A 12,555-nucleotide genomic window follows, 5' to 3' on the forward strand; every position below is an offset into this window, starting at 1 on the left:
ACTACCAGCCGCGGGTCTTGCTGAAGGCACGCGGGTCGACGGGCTCGAGCTTGCTGGCGAGTCCGCAAAGGAGCCCAAACAGCGAGACCGGGAGCAGAAGCCACGACACCCACCAGTCCTCGAGATCGAGGGCCAGGCCTAAGGCACCAAGCACGAGGCCGATGGTGAAACCGATGGGCGCAAGGATGTCCAGTCGCAGATGCTGCTGACATTCGGCACAACGCACAATAGGCCTGAGCTCCAGGGACCACTTGCCCTTCTCATACACCTTCACCTTCGCCGAGCATTTGGGGCAGTATTTCGAGAAGGGGTCCTTGGCCATCGTGCGAGTCTAATGCCTGAAGCGCGCGCCGGCAACGGGTGTGCTACGGCGCCAACCTGCGACGGACGACAACTGCGACCCCGCCAATCACCAGCCCCCACCCAAGGAGCGCGTGCAGCAAATCCAGCTGCACCATCCCCAGCAGCGCGTTGGATTCACCCAGTGGCCACCAAGGCTCCATGTCCGCGTGCATGAACGCATCCAGCAGCACATGCGAAAGCGTGCCGACCATCGCCCCTGACCAGGCCGCCAACTTGCTCACCTTCCCGCCATCGACAATGTCCATCACAAACTGCGTGACAGGACGGCCGATGAGCGCTGCAACGGCCCCAATGACCAGTGCCCCCGGCACCGTGTGGCTCATCCCGTGCAGGAGCTCTGTACCCTTCACCATGCGAATGGCCACTTCAAGGTCCATCAGGACCTGCGACCCGGCGAAGATCAGAAAACTGAACCGGTGGGGTGTGGCCGCCTTGATGACGGCGGCAAGGCCCAGGTGGAAGGGGGTGAAAGGCATGCGGTTGTCAGTGTGCGCCCCCAGACTCAAATCTCAACGACGCCACCTCCTTCCAAGGCACATACTCGGCGTCAACCTGGCCGTCGACAAAGACCAACACGCCCAGGTTGTAGTCAGCCAGATCGCCCTCGCGCTCCAGGCGCAGCTCCTCACCGCTGGCCAGGGTCGCAGCAACGGTCGCGACCTCCACCTCCAGAGAAGCGATCATCGAAAACGGCACCGTGTAATCCACGCCGCCGATGGGCGCATCCAGGGTCGCAGTCGACTCTGCCTCATCCATATCGAACACAACACGGCCGGTGATCCGGTTGCCGGCAGCGGTCAGCACCGTGCCGCGCAGCTCGTGGCCGCCCGCGAACTCGTGGAAGGCAGGACCGCTTCCGGCCATGCTGAACTGCACGTCCTCGAGGGCTTCCCAGGATACCAGCACGCGCCCAAAGCGCTCGTCATTGACGTAAATGCCCCGCTTGCCCGCGCTCGGCTCGCGCCACTCGGTCATAAGGAGGTCCCGTCCGTCACGTGTCGTCACAACGCCTCCATCTCCGCGTCGGGCAATGGATTCGATGCGGTCGAACCGCAGGCTGACCTCCCCCCGATCCGAAATGCCGTGCAGGTAGTCGTCGCTTACGCCCTTCTCGCGATTCCACTGGACATACCCGGAGAAGGTCTGACCGTCGGCTTTTACGACCCCATACATGCGATGCGGCAGGTTCTCGAGCACCGGAGTCGGCAGAAACTCGATCAGTTCAATGTCCCACTCTCCGATGTCGACGATGCCCAGCTTGGAGTCCCAGACACGGACCCCATCGGCCAGGTCATCCGCCTCGAACCGATCCAGAACGGCCACCGAACCACTCTTCATAACCACACGAATCTGCGTGCGGGAGGGCTGGATTCGGGCGATGTCCCCAAAAGGCACCATAAACGGTCTGCTGAGGTCTGGCTCGCTGGTCCAATCGAAGAGTTCGTAGCCAAAGACGCTGAGTGCGCGGCGCTCCTCAATGGCCTCGTCCGAAACGAACTCTCGCCAGGGGTTGGCGACGCGTCGCCCGTTGAAATACTCACTCCAGAATGCCTCCTCGTCACCACCGAATCGGAGCCGACCTTCGTAAGTCTGACCGTCATCCGTGGTCACACGGCCGTAGAGAAACCCCTGACTTGCCGGGTCCTCGGCCTTGGCCGGAAGCGTCAGGGCTATGAGGAGGAGAATGGAGAGTGCGCGCATTGTGGTCCTTCAGTTGGTTTGCGCAGCCTAGGTAGCTCTGGAAACCATGAGCGCCTTGAGCAAACCATGAGGGATTGATGAGCAAGTTCTGAGCAGGTGCTCATACCCTCTCGATTGCGTGCAAACGGTCCCGGATTTCAAGAACGACGGCCGTCAGCTTTCCAAACGCGACCAACAGGACTCCCGTCAAAAAGAAGCTGATCGCGTAGACCCCCACGGCGATAATGAGCCCGAAGTGGAAACCAAAGCCTGCCATCATCGGCGACACGATTACCCAGATCGTGCCTATGACGAATCCGGCGGCGCTGAGGACCATCACAGCGAGGCCCGACAGCTCGATGAGTCCTCCAAGTGTCTCCAGGGAAAGGACTGATTTGGGTACGATGTCTTGGATCGACATGGGCAGGGTGACTAGTTGTGGGCGAACGGGTCTTCGACGGGCTGGCCCCAGTTGTTGAGCACCTTGCCGCACTCGCAGGTCCATCCCCCCCGCAGGAACTGTTGCAAAGACTGAGGACGCCGGATGCGCGGAGGCGGAGTTTGGCAGTAGGGACACACGACAGGGCGATGAGGGGTCTCCCAGGCCGGCTTGCCGGTTACGGGGTCCCTCAGCACGGTCCTGAGCACAAGACTTGACGCGAGCAGCACCGCGAGAGCGATCGACCCCGTCAACCAGATGGTCAGGGTCAACTGTGGCTCCACCCAGAGAAACGGCAGGCCCAGCAGCATTCCCACCGGAACCAGGATCCAGCCGGCCCGGAAGGCCGGAGGCACCCAAGCGAGAAACCTCTTCAGCAACGACATGCCGGAGAATGCTCCGCCCTGACCAACCTGTCAATGGCAGTTCGACACTAAATGTGCTGCGCCCACGCACCAGGAAATCGGGCCAGGCCGATCCCTCGCACGATGGGGTCACCGCTTCACCCTGTGCGGATCCAGTGTCGTCCCGATATTCGGCGATTCCCTCATCGCCCTCCCCTGCCATGTATCGCCTCGCGCTTCCGACACTGCTGATCGCCGCCCTGCTGGCACCCACCGCCCTCGCCCAGGTAACGGGGTACTATCGACATCCTGACATCCATGGGGACACGGTGGTGTTCGGCGCAGAAGGCGACCTCTGGACCGTCTCTGCTTCAGGAGGCACGGCCGTCCGACTGACCACACACGCGGGGCAGGAATCCTTCCCGGTGCTTTCCCCTGACGGGTCCCGCGTGGCGTTCCTCGCCTCGTACGAAGGCGGACCTGACGTGTACGTCATGCCGGTCGCAGGGGGCACGCCCGAGCGAGTCACCTGGGCGGCGCGGGGCAACCTGCGCCCGGTAGACTGGACGCAGGACGGACGCATTCTCGTTCGCGGATCCTGGACCGCCGGTCTGCCGGACTTTCGACTCGCGCTCGTGGACCCGACCTCGGGTGATGTGGAGTATGTACCGCTCTCCCAGGCCGCCGAAGGATCCTTCACCGCCGACGGCTCCCTGGTCTTCGCCCGCATGCCACGCCAGGGAAGCAACAGCCGCTGGTACAAAGGCGGTACGGCGCAGCAGCTGTGGCGATTCGACGGCGCCGGCCGGGAAGCGGTGGCACTGACCCGGGATTATCCGGGAAGCTCCCGCCAACCCAATGTGTTGGCTGACGGACGCGTCTACTTCCTCTCTGACCGGCAGGACGCGATGAACGTGTGGTCCATGCTGCCAGACGGCACGGACCTCACGCGTCACACCGAGTTTCTTGAGTTCGATATCCAGGAATTGGCTTCGGACGGCGAGACGCTCATCTTTCGCATGGGCGCGGATCTGTGGACGCTGTCTCCTGGCGGCACGCCTCAGCGGCTGGACGTAACCCTGCGCAGCGACATCCAGCAGGCGCTGATCGAGTGGGAGACGTCTCCGATGAGCTACCTCTCGGATGCGGCGCTCTCGCACGACGGGAAGACGGTAGCCCTGGTGGCGCGGGGAGAGCTGTTCACGGCTCCGGTCGGCACCGGCCGCTGGGTGCACGTATCCCGCGCGTCCGGCGTTCGGTATCGCAACGCGGTGTTCACCAGCGACAGCCTGCACGTCTTTGCCCTGTCGGACCGGAGCGGTGAACTCGAATGGTGGAAGGTGCGACGCGACGGTACGGCCCCGCCTGAGCAGGTGACGGACGGCCCGCCGATGCTCCGGCAGGGCGCGACGCCATCGCCCGACGGAAAATGGCTGGCCCATGGCGACTACGATGACCGCCTGTGGTTGGTTGATCTCGGGTCCGGCGAGACGACGCTGCTCGCCGACGCGCCGGCATTCGGCCCGTCCTGGACGCCGGACAGCAAGACGGTGGTCTACGGGCGCAACGACCCGAACATGCTAAGCGTGCTCTGGGCGCATGATCTGGATTCGGGCGATGCGGTCCAGCTTACGTCCAACCGCTTCAGCGACTACAGCGCGCAGGTGTCGCCCGACAGCAGCTGGATGTATTTCGTGTCTACCCGGACCTGGAATTCCAGCGTCGGCAGCCCGTGGGGCGAGCGGGCTCCGATGCCCTATTTCGACGACCGCGCGAAGATCTATGCCATGCCGCTGCGCGCCGGCGCGGCGTTTCCGTTTGCCGCTCCGTCTGAGGTGTCCCCGTCCAAGGCCGTCGGTGACATGCGATGGGACCTGGCGGCCCAACTACGCGAGGTGCCCGTGCCGGCCGGGTCCATGGGCCTCGTCGGAGTGACCGACAAGCGCCTCCTCTACGCAGAGGACGGCAACCTGAAGGCCATCGATCTCAAGCATGGCGCGGAGCCGGTCACCGTCGTCGAATCCGCCGGCTCATTCGAACTGTCCGGAGACGGCAAGAGTGTGTTGCTGCGCAAAGGATCGGCCTGGCACGTGATCCCTGCGTCCTCCGGAGCCGGTGCAAGGCTCAACGACGAGAACCGGGTGCAGCTGGGTGACTGGGAGTTCGCCGTCGACAAACGCGCGGAGTGGAATCAGATCTACATGGACATGTGGCGACTGCATCGCGACTACTTCTGGGATCCAGACATGGGTGGCGTGGACTGGGAGGCCATGCGAGAGAAGTACGCCCCACTCCTGCCGCGCGTGGGTTCGAGGGAGGCGCTGGCGGATCTCCAGGGCATGCTGGTATCCGAACTCTCGCTGCTGCATTCGAATGCAGGTGGCGGCGACAATCGCCGGGGCGAAAACCGGGCCTCGCCGGCGTTCCTGGGCGGGGACTTCGAGCGCGATTCGGCCACGGGCGGATTCCGGCTCGCGCACCGTCTGGACTATGACCCGGACCTGTTGGATTACCAGGGTCCGCTGGCCCACCCGGATGCCAATGTGGAAGTAGGCAGTGTCATTCTGGCTGTCAACGGTCAGTCTACCCGAGGCGCAAAGTCCATCGGCCAGTTTCTGCTGGACCAGTCCGGCAAGCAGGTACGCCTGCGCGTGCAAGACCCGGACGGCAGCCAGCGCGACGCCGTCGTTACGCCGGTTTCCGGCGGGCAGGAGTACAACCTTCGCTACCACGAATGGGAATACACCCGCCGCCTGGAAGCGGATCGGCTGTCCGATGGGCAGGTCGGCTATCTCCACCTGCGTGCCATGGGCCGCAGCGACGCCGGCCAGTTCACGCGCGAGTTCTACTCGCAACTGCGCAAACAGGGCATGATCATCGATGTGCGCCACAACAATGGCGGCAACATCGACTCGTGGGTGCTGACGCAGCTCATGCGTCGCCCATGGGCATGGTTCAAGCCGCGCTATGACTACGCCTACCCCAACATGCAGTACAGCTTCGGGGGGCATCTGGTGATCCTTGTGGATGAGCGATCGGCTTCGGACGGTGAGGCCGTGGCCGATGGGTTCCGTCGCCTTGGACTGGGCGCCTCAATCGGCGTTAGGACATGGGGCGGCGAGGTGTGGCTTTCGTCCTCCAACCGGCAAGTCGACGGTGGCGTCACGCGCGCGTCCGAGACGGGCGTGCATGCCGACGGCGAATGGCTTATTGAGGGCTGGGGTTATGTACCGGACATGGAGGTGGACAACCCGCCACACGCCACGTTCAACGGCACCGACACCCAGCTGGAGGCGGCGGTTGCGCACCTGCTTGGCCTCATCGACCAGGATCCTCGCCTGTGGCCGGAGGCGCCCCCATATCCAGAGCTTATTCCGGGCTACGGATTCCCGACGCCCTGGCGCCGGTAGGTCCGGGCCGTCCGCTCACGGGCGACGGCCGATGCCCTGCGTATCATCCACCCTCAACAAAACCTGCCCCCATGAAGACCGTCAAGTGTGACCTGTGTGACGCCACTGCCTCCGGCGAAACGTTCGAGGAGTGGATGAAGGCCCTGTTTCCGCATTACCAGCAGGCGCATCCGGAGATCGTAAATGACCCGAGCAAGACCAAGGCAGACGGCGAGCGCTGGATGGCGGAGAATCGCGTGCGCTTTGACGCGGCGCCGATGGACTAGCCGTCGGGGAGCCGCTTCTCGTCAACGAGCTTGCGGAGCGCGGCGAGATCGTCTCGGCCTTGCATGCGACCGAGCCACGCTGTTCGAGTGCAGATGGACGTTGAGGCCCGGACTTGTCCGCCAGCAGACTCCTCGCCGCTGGCCCACACCAGATACTCACGACCGAAGGCAAAGGGAAATCCGCAGCTCCCTCCTCCGAGGCTGGTGCCGACGATGATCGAATCCCGCCTCGGGCCTTTCCATACGTGGGATACATCCAGCGTGTAATCGACCCAATCGCCGGATGCCGCCAACCTGCCTTCTGTGACCTTGCCTCGGAAAACCAGGTCAGTGTTCACCCACGCACGGAGAACTTCTTCTTCCCTATTCCCATCGGTGGTCACCACGCAGGTACAATAATCCGCGTCAGGAGGGGACATCGGCCCCAGGAGTAATACAAGTAACCACCACATCATCGATGTCCGCCCGCTAGGAACAGCACATCAGACGCCCCGGACCTCGCCACCGCGACATCCGCCCGGCCGTCTCCGTTGACGTCACCGACCCCGAACCCGTAAACGGTGCCAAGACTGTCCCCGAGCGACAGCTCAAGGACGGGGTCTCCATTGAAAAAAACGCGAGTGGGCGCCTGGCGGTAGCCAACCAGCAAGTCCAGGAGCCCATCGCCATCAATGTCCGCCGACTCCAGCGCGTAGGGCATGTGGTCTCCGCTGTCCACTCGGACGCCGGCCGCAAAGGAACTGTCCTCCTGCTGGAGAAAAACCGTCGTGGTGCGCTTTCTGTCGTCGATGGCCACGAGATCCAGACGGCCGTCGCGGTTCCAGTCCAGGGCTGCGGCCGCCCTGAATGACGCATCCGCAGGCCCGAATCCGACGCGGCGGGTGAACGTGGCACCGAACAGCACGAGGCTTTGCCCCTCGTCCCGGTACGGCACGACCAGATCCGGGCGGCCGTCCTGGTTCACGTCCGCCACGGTGACGGTAGTCGCCGGTCCCGACGCGATGGGGCTGCAATCGATCTCGAAATCGCCCCAATTCATGCAGGTCCAGTTGTTGCCGGTGGGCGAATTGTCGCGGTTCGCCACCACAATGTCCGGCCAGCCGTCATCATTCAGGTCGGCTACAGTGCTGTTGCGGGTATGCCAGGCCGGGTCTCCGAAGGTGACCCGGGTCGGATACCGACCGAGCCCGTCATTGATCAGCACGTAGTTGGTGTCCGGCCGGTCATTGGAGACCACCAGATCGACATCGCCGTCGCCGTCCATGTCGGCCGCCGAGATGGAATACGTGCGATCCTCCGGGAAGGGCAGCGTATCTGCCGCTGCGAAGCCTCCTCGCCCATCGCCCAGAAGTAGAAGATTCGGACCGGGCCAGTGACGGCCGATGGCCAGGGCGATGTCATTGAAGCCGTCTCCGTTGGCATCGAAGACTTCCGCGTTCGCGCTGAGCAGGTCCCGCCCCTCCAGCACGGTGGCATCACCAAACTGCGGCTGCTCCAGCGCACAGGCGGTAAGCACGAGCAAGAGCGCGGGCAGGCCCCGACAAATCACGATTCTGCCGGAGGCTCCGGCTCCCCCGCGCGGTCGCGCAGCTTCCGGTCATAGAGCAAGCCAAACACCATACCGAGGGCGATTCCCACAGCGAGGTTGTCTAACGCAATACCGACACCGGCCCCGATGGCCAGGCCAATCGCGACTCCTCTGTTTTCGTCCATGGTTCCTGTACTCATGTGTGAGGCTCTCCGTCTGACCAGACTGCAAGCTCGTTACCGCTTGGATCCCGAAAATGGAACCGCCGCCCTCCGGGGAACGAGAAGATTTCCCTTGAGATACGTCCGCCGGCTTTCCTGACCGCATCCAGGGAGGACTCCAGATCGTGCGAATACAGGATGACGAGGGACCCGCCTGAGGACACGGTCTCCGCAGCGGCGATGCCTCCGGTCTCCCCGTCCCCCTCCTGCTTCCTGATGCCGCAGTAGGCGGGACCGTAGTCCGTGAACTGCCAGTCGAACGCCGCGGAATAAAAACGCTTTGCCTCCGACAGATCGGTGGCGTAGAACTCGATGTAGTTGATCTCGTGATGGATCATGGTCAGCGGCGATGAAGGTCGGCCGAAAGGTAACTCAGCCGGGAGGCGCGGTTCGAGGCCAAACTATTCCGACCTGAGCGTTGCCACTGGATCCATGAGCGCACATCGAATGGACTGGTAACTCACCGTCAACCACGCGATCAGGAGCGTCGCGACACCGGCGGCAGCCAGGATCCCGAGACCCATCTCAACGCGGTACTGAAACTCGGCGAGCCAGTTGTTCATGACCAGGTACGCAATGGGAGCCGCAATCACAAAGGCAGCGCCTACCAGCAGCAAAAACTCCCGGGACAGCAGGAGAGCCATCTGGGGGACCGATGCACCCAGCACCTTGCGGATGCCAATCTCCTTGCCGCGTTGCTCGGCGGTAAACGAAGCCAGCCCGAACAGTCCAAGGCAGGCGATGAAGATGGCTACAAGCGCGAACACATTGGACAGGCTGCCGAGCACCGCCTCGCTGCGATACGATTCGTCGAACTCCTCGTCCATGAAGCGCACATTCAGCAGGTAATCGGGATTGAACTGGGCATACAGCCGCTCCAGGCCGGCCAGCGCTTGTTGCGTCCGGTCTCCCGATATCCTGACATACATCTGGCCGAACGTCTCCGGTCTGTGCCGGAAGATCACTGGGCGAATGGGGTTGTACATGGACTCCATGTGGAAATCCTCCATGACGCCCACGATGGTGCCGGGCCGGTCCCAGAAGACAATCTCCTGGCCCACCGGATTCTCCATGTCCATCGCCTCAGCCGCCTGCCAGTTGATGATGTAGTTGGTGGTGTCGCTCCCGTACTCTGGCGCGAAATCGCGCCCCTGGGCAATGGTAATGCCCAGGGTCTTCGTGAAGTCGTACCCTACGTTGCCATTCCAGAACAGCGTGTTGTTCTCTGGATCCTTGCCGTCCCACTCAACGCCGATGGTATCGTTGCCGATGTTCATGGGGTTGATGTTCGAGGTCGAGACAGCGACCACCCCATCGACCTGGAGAAGCTCGTTCTTGAAGGTCTCGAACTGGTCCTGCATGGCCCCTTCCAGACGCACCATGGCCACATTCTCCCGGTCGAGGCCCAGGTCCTTGGTGCGGATGTAGTCCAGCTGCCGGTACACGGTGAGTGTGCCGACAATGAGCACAATCGACATCGCGAACTGGGTGACGACCAGCCCTTTGCGCAGAGCCGCGCCCCCGCCCGTGGTCGCGGACTGCTTGCGAAACACACTCGTAACCGAGAACGCCGACAGGTAGATGGCCGGATAGGTGCCTGCCAACAGTCCGGTGCCCAGAGCAATGACCAGGAACAGCACCATGTTCGAGCCCAGGCTGGCCAGAGATACCGACTTCCCTGTCAGCTCGTTGAAACTGGACATGAACGCAGCGACCAGCAGCGTAGCGATCAGAAAAGCCAGCGCGGCCTTCAGCAGTGACTCACCCATGAATTGGGTGGCCAGCGACTCGCGTGTGGCTCCGATGGTCTTGCGCACGCCGATCTCGCGCGCCCTGGCCGAACTGCGAGCAGTGGCCAGATTCATGAAGTTGATGCTCGCGATGAGAATGATCAGCAGGCCCACCAGACCGAACGCCCGCACATACTCGATACGCCCCCCCACCTGCACGCCCGATTCCCAATCGTTGTGCAGGTACTTCCGGCTGACAGGGTAGAAGAAGAGATCGGTCTGGTAGGAGTCGACTCGCTGGTCAATCATCCCGATGATCTTGGCGTTGAATGCCTCGAGATCTGTACCGGCTCGCAGCCGCGCAAACATGCGGAGCCCGTTGTTGTCCCACTGCTCAACCCACTGATTGCGGGAGACGAACTCCTCAATCGGGATGACGAAGTTGAAGTTCAGCTGCGTGGTCGAAGGCGGGTCTGCAGCCACACCGGTCACCGTCATGTCGATGCGGTTGTTGACGGTGATCACCTGGCCGAGAACCTCCCGGGAGCGCCAGTCTGTGCCGAAAAAACGGGCCGCCACCGACTCTGTCAGGACGATGGAATCTGGCGCATCCAGCGCGGTCTGTGGATTGCCCACCAGGAGCGGGAAGGAGAAGACCTCGAAGAAGTCGGGCCCTGCCCATCGCCCGTTAATGCGCATGCGTTCCTGCTCATGGTTCAGGAGCATCCAGGTGTCCCAGCTCCAGAGCACGGTATTCTCGACCTCGGGGTATTCGTCGAGCAGCGCCTGTGCCAGCGGCTTGGGGATAGATTCTGTTGTGCCTTTGACGCCGGAGAACGTGGAGTGACGCATCACGGAGTAGATGCGATCCCCATCCTCATGGAAACGGTCCGTGGACAGCTCGTCCTGGATCCACAGCGTGATGAAGAAGGCGCACGCGAGGCCCACGGCAAGGCCCGCAATGTTCAGGGCCGCATAACCTTTGTGCCGAAGCATGGTGCGAAAGGCGATGCGGAGGTAATTCCGGAGCATGGGATTCGGGCGATGGACTCTCGTCGATAGACACCGGACCGGGGAGATCCGTTTGCGAGTTTTGCGAAGAGTCGGGCCTCAGGTTGCGCCGGACCACGAAATGCCCGCCGCCGATCAGTCGACGTGCCCGCCCCTCTTCTTGCTGGACGCAAGCCAAAAGCCCCAGGCGGCCAGGACCAGGGACCCCGCTCCTACCGCACCCGAGGTGCTTGCGAGTCCATTCCCCACCGTCAGAGCCAGGGTAATCGCCACAACCCCGGCCAGGAGAAAGAACCAGGCGACGCCCCGATACAGGGCACCTGCCACGCGACGGCCGCCCGCGGTGGAGAGCGGGGGGATCAGGCACGGTCCGGGCTCGTGGTACCGGCCACAGATGCCGCAGTACCGATCGGCAGTAGTGGTGTCTTCGTGCATGGCGGTCGCTGGGCGGAGATTCGAGTCCAAGATAGCCACATCGGCCTTGACATACCTCACACTATGAGGTATAGTGATACCTCACACTGCAAGGCATAGACATGCTCAGCAAGGACTTGACGGCCGCGACACTCCGCCCGGCGGTGCTGTCGATTCTCGCAGACGGCGAGAGCTACGGCTACGAGATCATCAAGAAGGCCTTCAAGGCCTCGGATGGCCAGATCGAATGGGCCGAAGGGGCCATCTACCCGATGCTACACCGGTTTGAGCGACAGGGCCTGATCGCTTCTCGCTGGAAGACCGCTGAGAACGGACGCCGCCGCAAGTACTACCGACTGAAACCCAAAGGTCGGGAATCGCTGGCGTCCGAAAAGGCCCAGTGGAAGACGGCGGCCAGTCTCCTGAACACGTTATGGGGTCCGGAACCATGTTTGACCTGACGTCGGCCGTAACAAGGTGGCGAACGGCGTTTCTTGTCAGACGCTGGTATTCGCGAGGCGATGTCGCCGAACTCGAGTCGCACCTGCTCGATGTCATCGAAGAGCTGCAGGCCTCCGGTGTCTCCGAGTCGGAGGCCTTCGAACGGGCCGTGAGGGACGTGGGCGATGAAGCATGCCTGCGGGCGCGCTACCAAGCGGAGTGGCGCGAGAAACACTTTCTGATCAGGTATTGGCGCAACCTGGCGGCTGAGAATGCCGCATTGCCCGATCGCCGGCATCGATTGGCCTACCGGGCGCTGCGCTCCTATTCGTTCTGGGTGGGAGCGGGAAGCTTCTCGTACCTCTACTTCTTTGGCTGGCTCTGGTCGTCGGGCGTGTCTCCATTTGCGCAGGGCCTCTCGCTGGACGGACAGGGCATGCCGTTTCTCCTTCTCTGGGGCCTGGGCAGCGTCTTCAACCTGAGCCCCTTCTCTCGCTGGTCGGGCTCGCGGGGCGACTGGACCCGAGTCGGCTACACAGCCCTCCTCGTAGTCTCGACCATAGCCGTTTTGATGACCGGAAACGGCATCGCAAACATCGACGCCGTGCCAGGCGTGGCGATCTTCGTCTTCTCGCTCCTGTGCGGCCCGCTGCTTTGGGGAGTGCAGGTCCTGGCGCGGCGTGAGCCCATGCTCTCGGACGCCTGAGA

General features: G+C 62.9%; 15 protein-coding genes. 4 read left to right on the forward strand and 11 right to left on the reverse strand.

The genetic code is table 11. From position 1 onward, the window contains the following. Position 1 precedes the first annotated feature (1 nt). From JJ896_14265 to JJ896_14285, 5 genes are all read right to left on the reverse strand, one after another. A complete protein-coding gene (locus JJ896_14265; GenBank protein MBO6780814.1) occupies positions 2-322 on the reverse strand; it encodes a hypothetical protein in 321 nt (106 codons plus the stop codon). A gap of 43 nt (positions 323-365) precedes the next feature. Further along, positions 366-839 carry a metal-dependent hydrolase gene (locus JJ896_14270; GenBank protein ID MBO6780815.1) on the reverse strand — a complete coding sequence of 158 codons (474 nt, stop codon included), beginning with the start codon at positions 837-839 and terminating at the stop codon, positions 366-368. 7 nt (positions 840-846) lie between these two features. Further along, complete coding sequence (locus tag JJ896_14275) at positions 847-2,064, reverse strand: hypothetical protein (GenBank protein ID MBO6780816.1); 1,218 nt, start codon at positions 2,062-2,064, stop codon at positions 847-849. 100 nt (positions 2,065-2,164) lie between these two features. Further along, positions 2,165-2,464 carry a hypothetical protein gene (locus JJ896_14280; protein ID MBO6780817.1) on the reverse strand — a complete coding sequence of 100 codons (300 nt, stop codon included), beginning with the start codon at positions 2,462-2,464 and terminating at the stop codon, positions 2,165-2,167. Between the two features lie 11 nt (positions 2,465-2,475). Next, a complete protein-coding gene (locus JJ896_14285; protein MBO6780818.1) occupies positions 2,476-2,868 on the reverse strand; it encodes a hypothetical protein in 393 nt (130 codons plus the stop codon). Positions 2,869-3,047: 179 nt separating this feature from the next. Between JJ896_14285 and JJ896_14290 the strand changes: the two genes are divergently transcribed. Both JJ896_14290 and JJ896_14295 read left to right on the forward strand, forming a co-directional pair. Then, the gene (locus JJ896_14290; protein MBO6780819.1) at positions 3,048-6,236 is read left to right on the forward strand and encodes a PD40 domain-containing protein; all 3,189 of its coding nucleotides are present in this window, start codon (positions 3,048-3,050) and stop codon (positions 6,234-6,236) included. Positions 6,237-6,307: 71 nt separating this feature from the next. After that, on the forward strand, positions 6,308-6,502 hold the full coding sequence (locus JJ896_14295; protein ID MBO6780820.1) for a hypothetical protein: 195 nt from the start codon (positions 6,308-6,310) through the stop codon (positions 6,500-6,502). Here JJ896_14295 and JJ896_14300 read toward each other — a convergent pair. The 6 genes from JJ896_14300 to JJ896_14325 all read right to left on the reverse strand — a co-directional run bounded on the left by JJ896_14300 (position 6,499) and on the right by JJ896_14325 (position 11,427). Next, positions 6,499-6,921, reverse strand: a complete 423-nt coding sequence (locus JJ896_14300) for a hypothetical protein (protein MBO6780821.1) — start codon at positions 6,919-6,921, stop codon at positions 6,499-6,501. The genes JJ896_14295 and JJ896_14300 overlap by 4 nt on opposite strands. Before the next feature lie 32 nt (positions 6,922-6,953). Next, on the reverse strand, positions 6,954-8,051 hold the full coding sequence (locus tag JJ896_14305) for a VCBS repeat-containing protein (GenBank protein MBO6780822.1): 1,098 nt from the start codon (positions 8,049-8,051) through the stop codon (positions 6,954-6,956). Further along, a complete protein-coding gene (locus tag JJ896_14310; GenBank protein MBO6780823.1) occupies positions 8,048-8,230 on the reverse strand; it encodes a hypothetical protein in 183 nt (60 codons plus the stop codon). The genes JJ896_14305 and JJ896_14310 overlap by 4 nt, the downstream gene beginning before the upstream one ends. Next, on the reverse strand, positions 8,227-8,589 hold the full coding sequence (locus JJ896_14315; protein ID MBO6780824.1) for a VOC family protein: 363 nt from the start codon (positions 8,587-8,589) through the stop codon (positions 8,227-8,229). Before JJ896_14315 ends, JJ896_14310 begins: the two co-directional genes overlap by 4 nt. Positions 8,590-8,652: 63 nt before the next feature. After that, positions 8,653-11,013: an ABC transporter permease gene (locus JJ896_14320; protein MBO6780825.1), complete on the reverse strand. Its 2,361-nt coding sequence runs from the start codon at positions 11,011-11,013 to the stop codon at positions 8,653-8,655. A 114-nt stretch (positions 11,014-11,127) separates the two neighbouring features. Continuing rightward, a complete protein-coding gene (locus JJ896_14325) occupies positions 11,128-11,427 on the reverse strand; it encodes a hypothetical protein (GenBank protein ID MBO6780826.1) in 300 nt (99 codons plus the stop codon). 101 nt (positions 11,428-11,528) lie between these two features. On the opposite strand from JJ896_14325, the gene JJ896_14330 reads away from it, so the two are divergent. Together JJ896_14330 and JJ896_14335 are read left to right on the forward strand one after the other, a co-directional pair. Further along, on the forward strand, positions 11,529-11,867 hold the full coding sequence (locus JJ896_14330; GenBank protein ID MBO6780827.1) for a helix-turn-helix transcriptional regulator: 339 nt from the start codon (positions 11,529-11,531) through the stop codon (positions 11,865-11,867). Further along, a complete protein-coding gene (locus JJ896_14335) occupies positions 11,855-12,553 on the forward strand; it encodes a hypothetical protein (GenBank protein ID MBO6780828.1) in 699 nt (232 codons plus the stop codon). The genes JJ896_14330 and JJ896_14335 overlap by 13 nt, the downstream gene beginning before the upstream one ends. The last annotated feature ends 2 nt before the right edge of the window (positions 12,554-12,555 follow it).

The organism is Rhodothermales bacterium, assembly GCA_017643395.1.
GTDB lineage: Bacteria > Bacteroidota > Rhodothermia > Rhodothermales > UBA10348 > JABDJZ01.

Excerpts from the sequence above, each read along its gene's own strand:
- JJ896_14280 (MBO6780817.1), bottom strand. The coding sequence starts at position 2,464 with ATGTCGATCCAAGACATCGTACCCAAATCAGTCCTTTCCCTGGAGACA.
- JJ896_14315 (MBO6780824.1), bottom strand. The coding sequence starts at position 8,589 with ATGATCCATCACGAGATCAACTACATCGAGTTCTACGCCACCGATCTG.
- JJ896_14265 (MBO6780814.1), bottom strand. The coding sequence starts at position 322 with ATGGCCAAGGACCCCTTCTCGAAATACTGCCCCAAATGCTCGGCGAAG.
- JJ896_14320 (MBO6780825.1), bottom strand. The coding sequence starts at position 11,013 with ATGCTCCGGAATTACCTCCGCATCGCCTTTCGCACCATGCTTCGGCAC.
- JJ896_14270 (MBO6780815.1), bottom strand. The coding sequence starts at position 839 with ATGCCTTTCACCCCCTTCCACCTGGGCCTTGCCGCCGTCATCAAGGCG.
- JJ896_14300 (MBO6780821.1), bottom strand. The coding sequence starts at position 6,921 with ATGTCCCCTCCTGACGCGGATTATTGTACCTGCGTGGTGACCACCGAT.
- JJ896_14310 (MBO6780823.1), bottom strand. The coding sequence starts at position 8,230 with ATGAGTACAGGAACCATGGACGAAAACAGAGGAGTCGCGATTGGCCTG.
- JJ896_14275 (MBO6780816.1), bottom strand. The coding sequence starts at position 2,064 with ATGCGCGCACTCTCCATTCTCCTCCTCATAGCCCTGACGCTTCCGGCC.
- JJ896_14335 (MBO6780828.1), top strand. The coding sequence starts at position 11,855 with ATGTTTGACCTGACGTCGGCCGTAACAAGGTGGCGAACGGCGTTTCTT.
- JJ896_14330 (MBO6780827.1), top strand. The coding sequence starts at position 11,529 with ATGCTCAGCAAGGACTTGACGGCCGCGACACTCCGCCCGGCGGTGCTG.
- JJ896_14285 (MBO6780818.1), bottom strand. The coding sequence starts at position 2,868 with ATGTCGTTGCTGAAGAGGTTTCTCGCTTGGGTGCCTCCGGCCTTCCGG.
- JJ896_14290 (MBO6780819.1), top strand. The coding sequence starts at position 3,048 with ATGTATCGCCTCGCGCTTCCGACACTGCTGATCGCCGCCCTGCTGGCA.
- JJ896_14295 (MBO6780820.1), top strand. The coding sequence starts at position 6,308 with ATGAAGACCGTCAAGTGTGACCTGTGTGACGCCACTGCCTCCGGCGAA.
- JJ896_14325 (MBO6780826.1), bottom strand. The coding sequence starts at position 11,427 with ATGCACGAAGACACCACTACTGCCGATCGGTACTGCGGCATCTGTGGC.